Here is a 15,381-nt window from a genome sequence, read left to right on the forward strand (position 1 = left end):
TTAATAGAGAACAGAATCAATGGATAAATTCCGTGTTCAGGGGCCGACTCGCCTTCAGGGTGAAGTCACCATCTCCGGGGCAAAAAACGCCGCCCTGCCAATCCTCTTTTCCGCGCTGCTTGCCGAAGAGCCGGTAGAGATCCAAAACGTACCTAAGCTGAAAGACATCGATACCACCATGAAGCTGCTGAGCCAGCTGGGCGCGAAGGTCGAGCGCAATGGTTCGGTATGGATTGACGCCGGCCCGGTCGATGTATTCTGTGCTCCGTACGATCTGGTGAAAACCATGCGCGCCTCTATCTGGGCGCTGGGCCCGTTGGTGGCGCGTTTCGGTCAGGGTCAAGTTTCTCTGCCTGGCGGCTGCGCTATCGGCGCGCGTCCGGTCGATCTGCATATTAGCGGTCTGGAGCAGCTAGGCGCCGAGATCAAACTGGAAGAAGGTTATGTCAAAGCCTCGGTCAGCGGTCGCCTGAAAGGCGCGCATATTGTGATGGATAAGGTGAGCGTCGGCGCCACCGTAACCATCATGAGCGCAGCGACGCTTGCGGAGGGAACGACGATTATTGAAAACGCCGCTCGCGAGCCGGAGATTGTCGATACCGCCAACTTCCTGAACGCGCTGGGCGCAAAAATCACAGGCCAGGGTAGCGATCGCATTACCATCGAAGGCGTGCAGCGCCTGGGCGGCGGCGTCTACCGTGTGCTGCCTGACCGTATTGAAACCGGGACTTTCCTGGTGGCCGCGGCGATTTCCGGCGGCAAGATCCTCTGCCGTAACGCGCAGCCGGATACCCTGGATGCCGTACTGGCGAAGCTGCGCGACGCCGGGGCTGACATCGAAACGGGCGAAGACTGGATCAGCCTCGATATGCACGGCAACCGTCCGAAAGCGGTCAACGTGCGTACCGCGCCGCACCCGGGCTTCCCGACCGATATGCAGGCCCAGTTCACGCTGCTTAACCTGGTAGCGGAAGGGACCGGCGTGATCACCGAAACGATCTTTGAAAACCGCTTCATGCACATTCCGGAGCTGATCCGTATGGGCGCGCACGCGGAGATCGAGAGCAATACCGCTATCTGTCACGGCGTGAAGCAGCTTTCTGGCGCGCAGGTGATGGCGACCGATTTGCGCGCGTCGGCGAGCCTGGTGCTGGCCGGCTGTATCGCTGAAGGGACCACCATCGTTGATCGCATCTATCATATCGATCGCGGCTATGAGCGTATCGAAGATAAACTGCAGGCCCTGGGCGCCAATATTCAACGCGTGAAGGGCGAGTAACCGCGTCCTGACAGCGCCCCGGGACGTTGTTCCGGGGCGCTGTCGAGCAATCACATCACTTGTCGATCTTCTTCTGACGCATCATCTGCGTTCTGTCGATAAACTCATGAGTCACCGGGTCGTGGTAGCGTGACGGCCAGATGACCCACGGCTGCGTTTCCAGCGCTGTGGCGATAATCAATTCGCCTTTCGGCCAGGGGCGGGTCAGGGCGTTCGCCAGCGTTGAAGAACTTAGTCCGTGCCGTCGCGACTCTGCCGCCAGCGATGTTCCCCGTTTACGTAATCCCGCAACAATATCTGCGGGATGCCAGTCGATGAACTTATCCATAAATTCTCCTGGTGTTAAAGGTCCAGATCGTCCCACATGGGCGATAGAGACACTATACCCGCGTACTATGTAGGGTTCTAACAAGTTCTGTTAAAGCGCCGGAATATTCAGAATCTATCAAGATATTCGGAAGTTTAGGGAGAGAAATGGCATTTTACTGGAACTTTCCCGCGCGCGTCGCGCGGGAAAGGAGGGGGGATTAATGATCGCGCTGGACTGCAATATGCGCCAGCCCAATCAAGGCTTCGCGCCAGGGCGTGTCCGGGAGGATCTGCAGCGCGGCAATGGCTTTGTCAGCTTCTTCTTCGGCACGCTTCTGCGTCCATTCCAGCGAACCGCAGGTCGCCATCGTTTCCAGCACAGCATCCAGTAGATGGCGGCCGTTGCCTTGCTCGATCGCACCGCGGATCATCGCTGATTGATCGGGTGTGCCATGGTGCATGGCGTGCAGCAGCGGTAGCGTGGGTTTACCTTCGTTCAGGTCGTCACCGACGTTTTTACCGAGCCGCTCGCCGTCAGAGCTATAATCGAGTAAATCGTCGATTAGCTGGAAAGCGGTGCCGAGATAGCGGCCATAATCCTGCAACGCGCGCTCTTCTTCCGCAGTGCAGTCGGCCAGCAGTCCCGCACACTGCGAGGCTGCTTCAAACAGGCGCGCCGTCTTGCTGTAGATAACGCGCATGTAGTTCTCTTCGGTGATATCCGGGTCATTGACGTTCATCAGCTGCAGCACTTCGCCTTCGGCAATGACGTTCACCGCTTCCGACATGACCTCAAGGATCTTCAGCGAGCCCAGCTGGGTCATCATCTGAAAGGCGCGGGTATAGATAAAATCGCCGACCAGCACGCTGGCGGCATTGCCAAACGCCGCATTGGCCGTGGCTTTGCCGCGACGCATATCAGACTCATCGACGACGTCGTCATGCAGCAGGGTGGCGGTATGAATAAATTCAATCAGCGCGGCAATGGTGACATGCGCGCTCCCCTGATAGCCCACCGCGCGTGCGGCGAGCACAGCAATCATCGGGCGAATGCGTTTGCCGCCGCCGCTGACGATGTAATAGCCTAACTGATTGATAAGCTGAACATCGGAGTTGAGTTGCTCAAGAATCGTCGCATTGACACCCGCCATATCTTGCGCGGTTAACTCATTGATTTTTTCTAAATTCATCGCAAAAGCCGGGCCAAATGTCCTGTTACCATGAATCCAGGTGGGATCACAGAAGGATTAAGACAGAATTAAAAGAAGATATGATTGTACTGAAAAATTGCCGTAGATAAACGTTGTCGTGAAAGTTGTGTTTTTTTTCTGCATTGATCGCTAATCGCTCTTGTCAAAGGCTCGCGTTTTGCGTAATATTCGCGCCCTATTGTGAATATTTATAGCGCACTCTGAATCACATAAAGAGGTGCGCGGAAGCGGAGTTTTATATGTACGCGGTTTTCCAAAGTGGTGGTAAACAACACCGAGTAAGCGAAGGTCAGACCGTTCGCCTGGAAAAGCTGGACATCGCAACTGGCGAAGCTGTTGAATTCGCTGAAGTGCTGATGATCGCAAACGGTGAAGAAATCAAGATCGGCGTTCCTTTCGTTGAGGGCGGCGTAATCAAAGCTGAAGTTGTTGCTCACGGTCGTGGCGAGAAAGTTAAAATCGTTAAGTTTCGTCGTCGTAAACACTATCGTAAGCAGCAGGGCCATCGTCAGTGGTTCACTGATGTGAAAATCACTGGCATCAGCGCCTAAGACCTGAGGAGTAGATTTAAATGGCACATAAAAAGGCTGGCGGCTCGACTCGTAACGGTCGCGATTCAGAAGCTAAACGTCTGGGCGTAAAACGTTTCGGCGGTGAAGCAGTTCTGGCAGGTAGCATCATCGTTCGTCAACGTGGTACTAAATTCCACGCTGGTACCAACGTTGGTTGCGGCCGTGACCACACTCTGTTCGCTTTGACTGACGGTAAAGTCAAGTTCGAAGTTAAAGGCCCGAAAAACCGTAAATTCATCAGCATCGTTGCTGAATAAGTTTTTCGCGTCCCGGTAACGGATGAAAGCCCCGCAACACGTTGCGGGGCTTTTTACATTCGTCTACCGGAAAATTTTTGCAGGGAAACAGGCATGAAGCAGCAGGCTGGGATTGGCATTATTCTGGCGCTTACCACCGCAATGTGTTGGGGAGCGTTGCCGATTGCAATGAAACAGGTTCTCGAGGTGATGGCGCCGCCTACGGTGGTCTTTTATCGCTTTCTGATGGCCAGCATTGGGCTTGGCGCGATCCTCGCGATCAAAGGCAAACTGCCGCCGATGCGAATTTTTCGCAAGCCGCGCTGGCTGGTGTTATTAGCGATTGCCACCGGCGGTCTGTTCGGTAACTTCATCCTGTTTAGTTCTTCCCTGCAATACCTCAGCCCCACGGCTTCTCAGGTCATCGGCCAGCTATCGCCGGTGGGGATGATGGTGGCTAGCGTCGTAATTCTGAAAGAGCGCATGCGCGGCACCCAGGTGGTGGGCGCGTTGATGCTGCTCAGCGGGCTGGTGATGTTCTTCAATACCAGTCTGATTGAAATCTTTACCCGCCTGACGGACTACACGTGGGGGGTAATTTTCGGCGTTGCTGCCGCTACGGTGTGGGTAAGCTACGGCGTCGCGCAAAAGGTGTTATTGCGCCGTCTGGCATCACAGCAGATACTATTTTTGCTGTACACTTTGTGTACGATTGCATTACTGCCACTTGCTGAGCCCGGAGTGATTTCCCGGTTAAGCAGCTGGCAACTGGCATGCCTGATTTTTTGCGGGCTGAATACCCTGGTCGGCTACGGGGCGCTGGCGGAAGCCATGGCGCGCTGGCAGGCGGCGCAGGTCAGCGCGTTAATCACCTTGACGCCACTGTTTACGCTACTGTTTTCTGATTTATTATCAATGGCCTGGCCCGATGTTTTCGCCAGACCGATGTTAAACCTGATTGGTTATCTCGGTGCGTTTGTCGTGGTTGCGGGCGCGATGTATTCCGCCATCGGTCATCGTCTTTGGGGACGTTGGCGTAAGCGAGAGGCGGTAGTACCGCTGCCCCGCTCAGGCGAATGATTTACGGAGAGTAAAATGAAGTTTGTAGATGAAGCAACGATCCTGGTCGTAGCAGGTGACGGCGGCAATGGTTGCGTAAGCTTCCGCCGCGAAAAGTATATTCCGAAAGGCGGTCCGGATGGCGGCGATGGCGGCGATGGCGGCGATGTCTGGCTGGAAGCGGACGAGAACCTGAACACCCTGATCGACTACCGTTTTGAAAAATCGTTCCGCGCCGAACGTGGGCAGAATGGTCAAAGCCGCGACTGTACCGGTAAGCGCGGTAAAGACGTGACGGTAAAAGTGCCGGTCGGCACCCGGGTTATCGATCAGGGCACCGGCGAGACCATGGGCGATATGACCAAACACGGTCAGCGTCTGATGGTGGCGAAAGGCGGCTGGCACGGTTTGGGCAACACCCGTTTCAAATCGTCCGTTAACCGTACGCCGCGTCAGAAAACCATGGGTACCCCGGGTGATAAACGCGACCTGCAGCTGGAGCTGATGCTGTTGGCCGATGTCGGGATGCTGGGCATGCCGAACGCCGGCAAATCCACCTTCATCCGTGCGGTCTCCGCCGCCAAGCCGAAAGTGGCTGACTATCCGTTTACCACCCTGGTGCCAAGCCTGGGCGTGGTGCGTATGGACAATGAAAAGAGCTTCGTAGTTGCCGATATCCCGGGGCTGATTGAAGGCGCAGCGGAAGGGGCAGGCCTCGGTATCCGCTTCCTCAAGCACCTCGAGCGCTGCCGCGTACTGCTGCACCTCATCGATATCGATCCGATCGACGGCTCCGATCCGGTTGAGAATGCGCGCATTATCATCGGCGAGCTGGAGAAATACAGCGAGAAGCTAGCCTCCAAACCACGCTGGTTAGTTTTCAACAAGATTGACCTGATGGACAAGGCCGAAGCCGAAGCCAAAGCCAAAGCGATTGCCGAAGCGCTGGGTTGGGAAGAGAAATTCTACCTGATCTCCGCGGCCAGCCAGCAGGGCGTGAAAGAGCTGTGCTGGGACGTGATGACCTTCATCATCGAAAACCCGATCGTGCAGGCGGAAGAAGAGCAGAAGCCGGAGAAAGTCGAGTTTATGTGGGACGACTATCACCGTCAGCAGCTTGAAGAGGCCGAAGCCGAAGCAGAAGATGACGAAGACTGGGATGACGACTGGGATGAGGACGACGAAGAAGGCGTCGAATTCATCTACAAACGCTAATCCTGACTTCTCTGGATCAAAAAGGGCCGCATCTGATGCGGCCCTTTTGTTTTAATTGTTCTGGTACAAATCTTTATACAAGCGGCTTTCAAAGCGGACCAGTGGGATGCGGCGATTGCGCTGATCAGCTGGCTCCACGGCGTATCCGGAGAGATATTGCACGAAGGCCATCTTTTGTCCGCTGGCGGTAGTGATGAAGCCTGCGAGGTTATAAACCCCCTGGAGCGACCCGGTTTTCGCCGAGACTTTACCATCGACGCCCGCCTGATGAAGACCGGCGCGATACTGCAGCGATCCGTCATGGCCCGCCAGCGGCAGCATGGAGATGAAGTTGAGCTCGGTATCGTGCTGGGCGATATACTGCAGCACCTGCATCATGGTCGCCGGGGCGATCAGGTTGTGGCGCGACAGGCCAGAGCCGTCGGCGATGATAGTGTTGCCGAGATCGACCCCAGCCTGTTGACGCAGGATCTGCCGTACGGCATCGGAGCCCGCCCGCCAGGTGCCAGGTACGCCGAACCGGGCGTGGCCGATGGTGCGAAAGACGGTGTCGGCAATCATGTTGTCTGACTTCTTCAGCATGATCCGCAGCAGATCGTGCAGCGGAGCCGACTGGCTGGTTGCCAGCACGGTGCCGGGCTCATTGGCCAGCGTCTGGCGCAGCAGCGTGCCGCTGTAGGTGATCCCCGCCTGGGCCAGCTCCGCTTTGAGGATCGCTCCGGCGTAGCTGGCGCCATCCTGAATGGCGAAGGCCAGAGGCAGCGGCTCGCTACGCTGCGGCAGGCAGCCGGTGAGAGTATAGCGATTGAGATCGCCCGGCACCACGTCGAGCTCGCAATACTGCGCTTCCGATGAGCCACGCGCCAGCGTTCGCACCTGGCTGAACATGGTGACCGGATAATAGGATGCAACGCGAATGAAGGCGACATCGCCCGGTTTCTGCGCGCTATACAGCGAGACAGAGAAGCAGTTACGGTCGACAATCGCCGCCGCCGGCGGGGCGCTGAAGCACTGCGTCAGGTCGTTCCACGGCCAGCCGGGCGCTTTGTCATGGCTGGCGAAGACCGACGTATCGATGAGCACATTGCCTTCGATACGCTGCACGCCGGCTTTTTTCAGCGTCGCCACCATATTGCGAATATCCTGCCGTTTAAGCGTCGGATCGCCGCCGAAGCGTGCAATCAGGTCGCCTTTCAGCACGCCGCCGTCAAGGGAACCTTTGGTTTCCAGCGTGGTGGTAAAGCGAAAATCGGGCCCCAGTTGCAGCAGCGCCGCCAGCGCGGTGATGACCTTTTGCGTACTGGCCGGGAGCGCCATTTGCTGGCTGTGATAGTCGATTTCCGGCGTCGATGCGCCGACCTTTTGCGCCATAAAGGCAAGGTTCGCACCGGCGGGAAGCTGGTTGATGTACTCGTCAATATTCGCCGCCTGAGCGCTAAGCGCTATACCGGCGGTCAATCCGATGATAAATCTGGGAAATCGCATAATCTCGCGCTAACAACCTGAAGCCAGGCCGTCATACTACGGTGCAACGCCCAGTAAAGTAAACGATGACCCATAATGAACTTCGGGGTAAAATACCCATCAAATGAAAAATTGCTGCTGACCTGGGGAGTGTTTCCCGGGTCGGTTTCTTTTTGCTCGTGTCCTGCCCGTGGGCAGGACAGGTGGCGGAGCGGAGCTATCCGTTCCCTGAAGGAATGATAAAGAGGTATAACTAATGCAAGCGATTCCGATGACCTTACGTGGCGCTGAAAAACTGCGCGAAGAACTGGATTATCTGAAGTCTGTGCGTCGTCCTGAAATCATTGCCGCTATTGCTGAGGCCCGTGAACACGGCGATCTGAAAGAGAATGCCGAGTATCACGCCGCGCGTGAGCAGCAGGGTTTCTGCGAGGGGCGTATCAAGGATATCGAAGCGAAACTGTCTAACGCGCAGGTTATCGATATCACCAAAATGCCGAACAACGGCCGGGTGATTTTTGGTTCTACCGTCAGCGTGCTGAACCTCGATACCGACGAGGAACAGACCTACCGCATCGTGGGCGATGACGAAGCTGATTTTAAGCAGAATCTGATCTCCGTGAACTCGCCGATCGCCCGCGGTCTGATCGGCAAAGAGCAGGATGACGTCGTGACTATCCGTACCCCGGGTGGGGAAGTGGAATACGAAATTACCAAGGTTGAATACCTGTAAGGCGTATTTCCCGCTACGATGTTTATAGATTGTAAAGAAAGGAAAAAGGCCGCATAGCGGCCTTTTATCAACGTCAGGAGCATGGCATTTTGCTCGCCTGGCCGCAGAAATCCCTCGTTTTACACAAAGTTGTGTCGAGATTCAGGATATTCTTAGCGTGGCAGCGAGATTTTACGCTCTGGCGTTGGGCGGTACAGAACCAGCGTTTTACCGATGACCTGTACGTTACAGGCGCCGGTTTCGCGTACGATGGCTTCCACGATCAAGGCTTTTGTTTCGCGATCTTCTGAGGCGATCTTCACCTTGATGAGTTCATGGTGCCCTAACGCTTGTTCGATCTCGGCCAGTACCCCTTCGGTCAAACCATTGTTGCCAAGCATAACTACCGGCTTGAGCGGATGTGCCAGACCTTTCAGGTGCTGTTTTTGTTTAGTACTCAGATTCATCGTATTTTTTTGCTTACGTTGGGATTGAAAACGGGTCATTCTACCGCCATCTCCCATATATCGCCAAACTACCGCGTCGATTTTTTCGCAGTAAAGTACGATGAACCCGAACGGGAATGTTAAATGACAGGTAAAAAGCGTTCTGCCAGCTCAAGCCGCTGGCTTCAGGAACACTTTAGCGATAAATATGTTCAACAGGCACAGAAAAAGGGGTTACGTTCCCGTGCCTGGTTTAAACTTGATGAAATACAGCAAAGTGACAAAATTTTTAAGCCGGGGATGACGGTAGTCGACCTCGGTGCTGCTCCCGGTGGCTGGTCGCAGTATGCGGTCACGCAGATCGGCAACAGCGGCCGCATCATCGCTTGCGATCTTTTACCAATGGATCCAATCGTTGGTGTGGACTTCCTTCAGGGCGATTTTCGTGATGAATTAGTCCTGAAAGCGTTACTTGAGCGAGTGGGCGACAGTAAAGTCCAAGTTGTCATGTCCGATATGGCGCCGAATATGTGCGGAACACCGGCGGTGGATATTCCCCGGGCTATGTATCTGGTAGAACTGGCGCTTGAAATGTCTCGTGATGTATTAGCGCCAGGTGGTAGTTTTGTAGTGAAGGTGTTCCAGGGCGAAGGCTTCGATGAGTATCTTCGAGAAATTCGCTCCCTGTTTACGAAGGTCAAAGTTCGTAAGCCGGACTCTTCCCGCGCTCGTTCGCGTGAAGTGTATATTGTAGCGACCGGGCGTAAACCATAACCGGCAGATTTCAAACGAAAGTTTGAAAGAAACTGGATATAGAGTATCCTGACGCTGTTTTTAACACAGTTGTAATAAGAGGTTAATCCCTTGAGTGACATGGCGAAAAACCTAATACTCTGGCTGGTCATTGCCGTTGTGCTGATGTCAGTATTCCAGAGCTTTGGGCCCAGCGAGTCGAATGGCCGCAAGGTGGATTATTCTACCTTCCTGCAAGAGGTCAATCAGGACCAGGTTCGCGAAGCGCGTATCAACGGACGTGAGATCAACGTTACCAAGAAAGATAGTAACCGTTACACGACTTACATTCCGGTTAACGATCCGAAGCTGCTCGATAACCTGTTGACTAAAAACGTCAAAGTTGTTGGCGAACCACCAGAAGAGCCGAGCCTGCTGGCTTCCATCTTCATCTCCTGGTTCCCAATGCTGCTGCTGATCGGCGTCTGGATCTTCTTTATGCGGCAAATGCAGGGCGGCGGCGGGAAGGGCGCGATGTCCTTCGGCAAAAGCAAAGCCCGTATGTTGACGGAAGACCAGATCAAAACCACTTTTGCAGACGTTGCCGGGTGTGACGAAGCGAAAGAGGAAGTCGGCGAGCTGGTAGAATACCTGCGTGAGCCGAGCCGCTTCCAGAAACTGGGCGGTAAAATCCCGAAAGGCGTCCTGATGGTCGGCCCTCCGGGTACCGGTAAAACGCTGCTGGCGAAAGCGATCGCTGGTGAAGCGAAGGTACCGTTCTTTACCATTTCCGGTTCTGACTTCGTCGAAATGTTCGTCGGTGTGGGCGCTTCTCGTGTGCGTGACATGTTCGAACAGGCTAAGAAAGCCGCGCCTTGCATCATCTTCATCGATGAAATCGACGCCGTCGGCCGCCAGCGTGGCGCAGGCCTGGGCGGTGGTCACGATGAACGTGAGCAGACCCTGAACCAGATGCTGGTTGAGATGGACGGCTTCGAAGGTAACGAAGGTATCATCGTTATCGCGGCGACTAACCGTCCGGACGTTCTTGACCCCGCGCTGTTGCGTCCGGGCCGTTTTGACCGCCAGGTGGTGGTTGGCCTGCCGGATGTTCGCGGTCGTGAGCAGATCCTGAAAGTGCATATGCGTCGCGTTCCGCTGGCGCCGGATATCGATGCGGCAATCATTGCGCGCGGTACCCCGGGCTTCTCCGGTGCGGATCTGGCCAACCTGGTCAACGAAGCGGCGCTGTTTGCTGCCCGCGGCAACAAACGCGTTGTGTCGATGGTTGAGTTCGAGAAAGCGAAAGACAAAATCATGATGGGTGCGGAACGTCGCTCCATGGTGATGACGGAAGCGCAGAAAGAGTCTACTGCTTATCATGAAGCGGGCCACGCGATTATTGGTCGCCTGGTGCCGGAGCACGATCCGGTGCACAAAGTGACGATTATCCCGCGCGGTCGTGCGCTGGGTGTGACCTTCTTCCTGCCGGAAGGCGATGCAATCAGCGCCAGCCGTCAGAAACTGGAAAGCCAGATCTCCACCCTGTACGGCGGTCGTCTGGCGGAAGAGATTATCTACGGTCCGGAACATGTTTCTACCGGTGCGTCCAACGATATTAAAGTGGCGACGAACCTGGCGCGTAACATGGTGACCCAGTGGGGCTTCTCCGACAAACTCGGTCCGCTGCTGTATGCGGAAGAAGAGGGTGAAGTCTTCCTCGGCCGTAGCGTCGCGAAAGCGAAGCATATGTCCGATGAAACCGCGCGTATCATCGACCAGGAAGTGAAATCGCTGATTGAGCGTAACTACGGTCGTGCTCGCCAGCTGCTGAACGACAACATGGACATTCTGCACGCGATGAAAGATGCGCTCATGAAGTATGAGACCATCGATGCGCCGCAGATTGACGACCTGATGGCTCGTCGCGAAGTTCGTCCGCCAGCGGGTTGGGAAGAACCAGGTTCTTCTAACAACTCTGACAACAATGGCACGCCTCGTGCGCCGCGTCCGGTTGATGAACCGCGTACGCCGAACCCGGGCAACACCATGTCAGAGCAGCTGGGCGACAAGTAAGCTACCGCTGTTGATGCTTGTTTAACCTTAAAACCCCGGGCGTCCGCTCCGGGGTTTTTCTTTTTTAACCTCTTCAGTCTCAGGGATTTTGTGATGAAACTTGTAGCCCAGGGCTCAACCCTCGATCTCTCTCACCCCCACGTGATGGGTATTCTAAATGTGACGCCTGACTCCTTCTCCGATGGCGGCGCCCATAATTCGCTGATTGAGGCGGTGAAGCATGCCAATCTGATGATCAACGCCGGCGCGACCATCATTGATATCGGCGGTGAATCGACGCGGCCAGGGGCGGCTGAGGTTAGTGTGGAAGAGGAGCTTGCGCGGGTGATACCGGTGGTTGAAGCCATTGCCCAGCGCTTTGAGGTATGGATCTCAGTGGATACCTCCAAGGCGGAGGTTATTCGCCAATCGGCCAGGGCCGGGGCGCATATCATCAACGATATTCGTTCGCTGACCGAGCCCGGCGCGCTGCAGGCCGCCGCGGAAACCGGACTGCCAGTGTGTCTGATGCATATGCAGGGACAACCAAAAACCATGCAGGAGGCGCCGAAGTATGAGGACGTCTTCGCCGATGTTGAGCGTTTTTTTAATGAGCACATTGTGCGCTGCGAACAGGCAGGGATCGCAAAAGAAAAATTGCTGCTCGACCCGGGATTCGGTTTCGGTAAAAATCTCTCCCACAATTACCAACTGTTGGCCAGGCTTGGGGAGTTTCATCACTTTGGTCTGCCGCTGCTGGTCGGTATGTCACGTAAGTCGATGGTAGGTCAGTTGCTGAACGTCGGGCCGTCGGAGCGGCTGAACGGCAGCCTGGCGTGTGCCGTCATTGCAGCAATGCAGGGCGCGCAGATTATCCGCGTCCATGATGTCAAAGAAACGGTAGAAGCGCTGCGCGTGGTGGAAGCCACCCTCGCCGCTAAGGGAAAAAAACGTTATGAGTAACCGCAAGTATTTTGGCACCGATGGTATTCGTGGCCGCGTCGGCGATGCGCCGATCACTCCGGAGTTTGTGCTCAAGCTGGGCTGGGCGGCGGGCAAAGTGCTAGCGCGTCACGGTTCGCGTAAAATTATCATCGGCAAGGATACCCGTATTTCGGGCTATATGCTGGAATCGGCGCTGGAAGCTGGACTGGCAGCAGCGGGGCTCTCTGCGTCGTTCACCGGGCCTATGCCGACACCGGCCATTGCCTACCTGACGCGCGCCTTCCGCGCCGAGGCGGGGATTGTTATCTCTGCTTCACATAACCCTTTCTACGACAACGGCATTAAATTCTTCTCCATTGAGGGCACCAAGCTGCCGGATGATGTCGAAGAGGCGATTGAAGCCGAAATGGAGAAAGAGCTCACCTGCGTGGATTCGGCTGAGCTGGGCAAAGCCAGCCGTATCGTCGATGCGGCGGGGCGCTACATTGAATTTTGTAAGGGTACCTTTCCCAACGAACTGAGCCTGGGAACGCTGAAAGTGGTGGTGGATTGCGCGCACGGCGCGACCTATCACATCGCCCCTAATGTCTTCCGCGAGCTGGGAGCCCAGGTTATCGCGATGGGCTGCGAGCCAGACGGTCTCAACATCAACGAAGAGGTCGGCGCCACTGACGTGCGGGCGCTGCAGGCGCGCGTGCTGGCGGAAAAAGCCGATCTGGGTATTGCCTACGACGGCGATGGCGATCGGGTGATTATGGTTGACCACGAAGGCAATAAAGTCGATGGCGACCAGATCCTCTATATCATAGCCCGGGAAGGATTGCGTCAGGGGCAGCTGCGCGGCGGCGCCGTCGGCACGCTGATGAGTAATATGGGGCTGGAGCTGGCGCTCAAGCAGTTAGGCATCCCGTTTGCCCGCGCGAAGGTCGGTGACCGCTATGTACTGGAGATGCTTCAGGAAAAAGGCTGGCGCATCGGTGCGGAAAACTCCGGCCATGTGATCCTGCTGGATAAAACCACCACCGGCGATGGCATTGTTGCCAGCCTGCAGGTGGTCGCGGCGATGGTCCGCAACCACATGAGCCTGCATGACCTGTGCAGCGGGATGAAAATGTTCCCTCAGCTGCTGGTGAATGTCCGCTTTACCGAGGGCAGCGGTAACCCGCTGGAGAATGAGCACGTCAAAGCGGTGACCGCGGAAGTGGAGGCGGCGTTAGGAAAACGCGGCCGTGTCCTGCTGCGTAAATCGGGTACGGAGCCGCTGATCCGCGTGATGGTGGAAGGCGAGCATGAAGATCAGGTGCACGAGTTTGCGCACCGCATCGCTGAGGCGGTAAAAAGCGTTTAGCTTTGCCGGCTAAGTGGTTAAAAAGGCGGCGCTTGCCGCCTTTTTTATGATCGAAAATTGGCTTTTTGCTGTTTTTTTCTGCAGTTGATACAATGTGTCGAAATTGCCCTTGCGAAGGTCATTCGCTTTGGTTAGTATTCACACCCGCTTCAGTGGGAAACGTTGAAACGTCCCGCTTTATTGGTCGAAGCACTTAGTATGCGGCGAATCCGCAAGGAACAGGTTGATTATGTACGAAGCTCTTTTGGTTGTTTTCCTTATTGTAGCGATTGGCCTTGTAGGTCTGGTTATGCTGCAGCAAGGTAAAGGCGCTGATATGGGAGCCTCCTTCGGTGCAGGCGCTTCCGGCACACTGTTTGGGTCCAGCGGTTCTGGCAACTTTATGACCCGTATGACCGGCATCCTGGCTGCGCTGTTCTTCATCATCAGTCTGGCGCTGGGTAATATCAACAGCAACAAGACCAGTAAAGGAAGTGAGTGGGATAATCTGAGCGCGCCGAAAACGGAGCAAACTCAGCCAACTGCGCCGGCTCAGCCGACCAGCGATATCCCGCACTAAGTATTCTGTACCGAGGTGGTGGAATTGGTAGACACGCTACCTTGAGGTGGTAGTGCCCTAACGGGCTTGTGGGTTCGAGTCCCATCCTCGGTACCAATATTCCAGAAAAAAGACGCTGAAAAGCGTCTTTTTTTGTTTTTGTCCCCGCTGGACATTTATTTATAAACATCTCTTCGCTGGTTGCCTCCTTTTACTGTCGTTAAAGTCGCCTCGTCAAATTAACAGAGGTGAAGTGACACAATGAACAAGATCGGGTTGCTTATCGTCGCCGGCGTGCTCGGTTTAGCTGGGTGCAGTTCAACATCGCCCTCCCAAACGGTGGAGACGATTAATGCGCTAACCGTACCGGTATCGCCCAGTGAGTCTGGGACTACAGCGAATCATGCCCAGGCAGTGAGGCGCTATTTCCAGGACAATACGGCACTGATTAGTCGCCTTAACCATTCGTTGAAAAGTCATTATCTGCAGGACGTGGAGCGCCGCGATGTGTTCGACAGACACAGCGAGGCGTATAAAGTGTATGGCGCCCTGACCCGCCTGGAGCAGATGGCGTCCATGAATGAGGTTTACCGCAAAGAGAATAATGTTGCGGGCCTACAAGAGATCAACCGCGTACTGAAAAGCGTGCCGCTGACCAGCTGAGAATGAAACAGGGACTGCTGACCGGCAATCCCTGTGAAGAGTTAAAAGCGGAAGTTAACCCCGGCGTAAGCGCCGTCGGCCAGCGTGTTATCGCGATTGCCATCTTTCCCTGCCATATCAATATAGCGATAGCCAGCTTCGATATTCAGAGATGGGAGCACGTTAAGGCGTACCCCGGCATTGGCCTCCACATAATCCTCAACGCCGCTGGACATTGAGTCCGGTGAGTAATAGCCCTCGCCGAAAAGCGTGAAATACTGACCAAGGGGGAGTTCAGCGCCACCACCGGCGGCGATGGCGTAACCTTCATCACCATCTTTTGGATTCAGATAGACCGCCTTACCGCCCAGGGTCATCAGAAAAGGGCCAAGGTTAAAGTTATAACCCATTCCCAGTCCTACACTATCTCCGTCGTTGTCGCTATGGGCCCACTGAGAACTGAACGTCATACCCGGTTCCCCGGCGCCAAAGCTGGCGGACAGATTGGTAAACTCGGCGCCAGCTTCTCCATGCAGGTTAACGGCTGCGCAGGCAGCGCTGCTGGCTCCCAAAGCGATCGTTACGGCAACCATTTTTGCAGCAATAGACTTCATTATT

The 15,381-nt window shown here is 55.3% G+C and carries 17 protein-coding genes and 1 tRNA gene; 13 read left to right on the top strand and 5 right to left on the bottom strand.

Annotated features, from left to right (window positions below; translation table 11 throughout):
- Nucleotides 1–19 precede the first annotated feature (19 nt).
- Nucleotides 20–1,279, top strand: a complete 1,260-nt coding sequence (murA, locus tag KHQ23_RS09435; RefSeq protein WP_002918382.1) for a UDP-N-acetylglucosamine 1-carboxyvinyltransferase — start codon at nt 20–22, stop codon at nt 1,277–1,279.
- 55 nt (nt 1,280–1,334) lie between these two features.
- On the opposite strand, the gene sfsB is transcribed toward murA, so the two are convergent.
- Nucleotides 1,335–1,607: a DNA-binding transcriptional regulator SfsB gene (sfsB, locus tag KHQ23_RS09440; RefSeq protein WP_002918381.1), complete on the bottom strand. Its 273-nt coding sequence runs from the start codon at nt 1,605–1,607 to the stop codon at nt 1,335–1,337.
- Between the two features lie 199 nt (nt 1,608–1,806).
- Nucleotides 1,807–2,778 carry an octaprenyl diphosphate synthase gene (gene ispB, locus KHQ23_RS09445; protein ID WP_004144907.1) on the bottom strand — a complete coding sequence of 324 codons (972 nt, stop codon included), beginning with the start codon at nt 2,776–2,778 and terminating at the stop codon, nt 1,807–1,809.
- A 260-nt stretch (nt 2,779–3,038) separates the two neighbouring features.
- Here ispB and rplU point away from each other — a divergent pair, with 260 nt between their 5' ends.
- The 4 genes from rplU to cgtA all read left to right on the top strand — a co-directional run bounded on the left by rplU (nt 3,039) and on the right by cgtA (nt 5,881).
- Nucleotides 3,039–3,350: a 50S ribosomal protein L21 gene (gene rplU / locus KHQ23_RS09450; RefSeq protein WP_002918379.1), complete on the top strand. Its 312-nt coding sequence runs from the start codon at nt 3,039–3,041 to the stop codon at nt 3,348–3,350.
- A gap of 20 nt (nt 3,351–3,370) precedes the next feature.
- A complete protein-coding gene (gene rpmA / locus KHQ23_RS09455; protein ID WP_002434222.1) occupies nt 3,371–3,628 on the top strand; it encodes a 50S ribosomal protein L27 in 258 nt (85 codons plus the stop codon).
- Between the two features lie 93 nt (nt 3,629–3,721).
- Complete coding sequence (locus KHQ23_RS09460) at nt 3,722–4,687, top strand: DMT family transporter (RefSeq protein WP_004149938.1); 966 nt, start codon at nt 3,722–3,724, stop codon at nt 4,685–4,687.
- 15 nt (nt 4,688–4,702) lie between these two features.
- Nucleotides 4,703–5,881 (top strand): Obg family GTPase CgtA, encoded by a 1,179-nt coding sequence (cgtA, locus tag KHQ23_RS09465; protein ID WP_002918377.1) that lies wholly within the window; start codon nt 4,703–4,705, stop codon nt 5,879–5,881.
- A 51-nt stretch (nt 5,882–5,932) separates the two neighbouring features.
- Here the strand turns inward: cgtA and dacB are convergent, their stop codons facing one another.
- Nucleotides 5,933–7,366 carry a serine-type D-Ala-D-Ala carboxypeptidase gene (gene dacB / locus KHQ23_RS09470; RefSeq protein ID WP_002918376.1) on the bottom strand — a complete coding sequence of 478 codons (1,434 nt, stop codon included), beginning with the start codon at nt 7,364–7,366 and terminating at the stop codon, nt 5,933–5,935.
- Between the two features lie 235 nt (nt 7,367–7,601).
- Here dacB and greA point away from each other — a divergent pair, with 235 nt between their 5' ends.
- Nucleotides 7,602–8,078 carry a transcription elongation factor GreA gene (greA, locus tag KHQ23_RS09475; RefSeq protein WP_002918375.1) on the top strand — a complete coding sequence of 159 codons (477 nt, stop codon included), beginning with the start codon at nt 7,602–7,604 and terminating at the stop codon, nt 8,076–8,078.
- Nucleotides 8,079–8,230: 152 nt separating this feature from the next.
- Here the strand turns inward: greA and yhbY are convergent, their stop codons facing one another.
- The gene (gene yhbY, locus KHQ23_RS09480; protein WP_002918374.1) at nt 8,231–8,524 is read right to left on the bottom strand and encodes a ribosome assembly RNA-binding protein YhbY; all 294 of its coding nucleotides are present in this window, start codon (nt 8,522–8,524) and stop codon (nt 8,231–8,233) included.
- 123 nt (nt 8,525–8,647) lie between these two features.
- Between yhbY and rlmE the strand changes: the two genes are divergently transcribed.
- The 7 genes from rlmE to KHQ23_RS09515 all read left to right on the top strand — a co-directional run bounded on the left by rlmE (nt 8,648) and on the right by KHQ23_RS09515 (nt 14,784).
- A complete protein-coding gene (gene rlmE / locus KHQ23_RS09485) occupies nt 8,648–9,277 on the top strand; it encodes a 23S rRNA (uridine(2552)-2'-O)-methyltransferase RlmE (RefSeq protein WP_002918373.1) in 630 nt (209 codons plus the stop codon).
- 99 nt (nt 9,278–9,376) lie between these two features.
- Nucleotides 9,377–11,311, top strand: coding sequence for an ATP-dependent zinc metalloprotease FtsH (ftsH, locus tag KHQ23_RS09490; protein ID WP_002918372.1), 1,935 nt, complete (start codon nt 9,377–9,379; stop codon nt 11,309–11,311).
- Nucleotides 11,312–11,404: 93 nt separating this feature from the next.
- Entirely contained in the window at nt 11,405–12,253 is an 849-nt protein-coding gene (gene folP, locus KHQ23_RS09495) for a dihydropteroate synthase (protein WP_002918371.1), read from the top strand.
- The gene (glmM, locus tag KHQ23_RS09500; RefSeq protein ID WP_002918370.1) at nt 12,246–13,583 is read left to right on the top strand and encodes a phosphoglucosamine mutase; all 1,338 of its coding nucleotides are present in this window, start codon (nt 12,246–12,248) and stop codon (nt 13,581–13,583) included. Before folP ends, glmM begins: the two co-directional genes overlap by 8 nt.
- A 229-nt stretch (nt 13,584–13,812) precedes the next feature.
- Nucleotides 13,813–14,142, top strand: coding sequence for a preprotein translocase subunit SecG (gene secG / locus KHQ23_RS09505; protein WP_002918369.1), 330 nt, complete (start codon nt 13,813–13,815; stop codon nt 14,140–14,142).
- Nucleotides 14,143–14,151: 9 nt separating this feature from the next.
- Nucleotides 14,152–14,238, top strand: a tRNA-Leu gene (locus KHQ23_RS09510).
- Nucleotides 14,239–14,535: 297 nt separating this feature from the next.
- Nucleotides 14,536–14,784 carry a hypothetical protein gene (locus tag KHQ23_RS09515; RefSeq protein ID WP_014906872.1) on the top strand — a complete coding sequence of 83 codons (249 nt, stop codon included), beginning with the start codon at nt 14,536–14,538 and terminating at the stop codon, nt 14,782–14,784.
- Between the two features lie 41 nt (nt 14,785–14,825).
- On the opposite strand, the gene KHQ23_RS09520 is transcribed toward KHQ23_RS09515, so the two are convergent.
- On the bottom strand, nt 14,826–15,377 hold the full coding sequence (locus tag KHQ23_RS09520) for a YfaZ family outer membrane protein (RefSeq protein ID WP_002918367.1): 552 nt from the start codon (nt 15,375–15,377) through the stop codon (nt 14,826–14,828).
- Between the last annotated feature and the right edge of the window lie 4 nt (nt 15,378–15,381).

It is taken from the genome of Klebsiella sp. 64 (assembly GCF_018223915.1).
In the GTDB taxonomy this organism is placed as follows: domain Bacteria; phylum Pseudomonadota; class Gammaproteobacteria; order Enterobacterales; family Enterobacteriaceae; genus Klebsiella; species Klebsiella pneumoniae.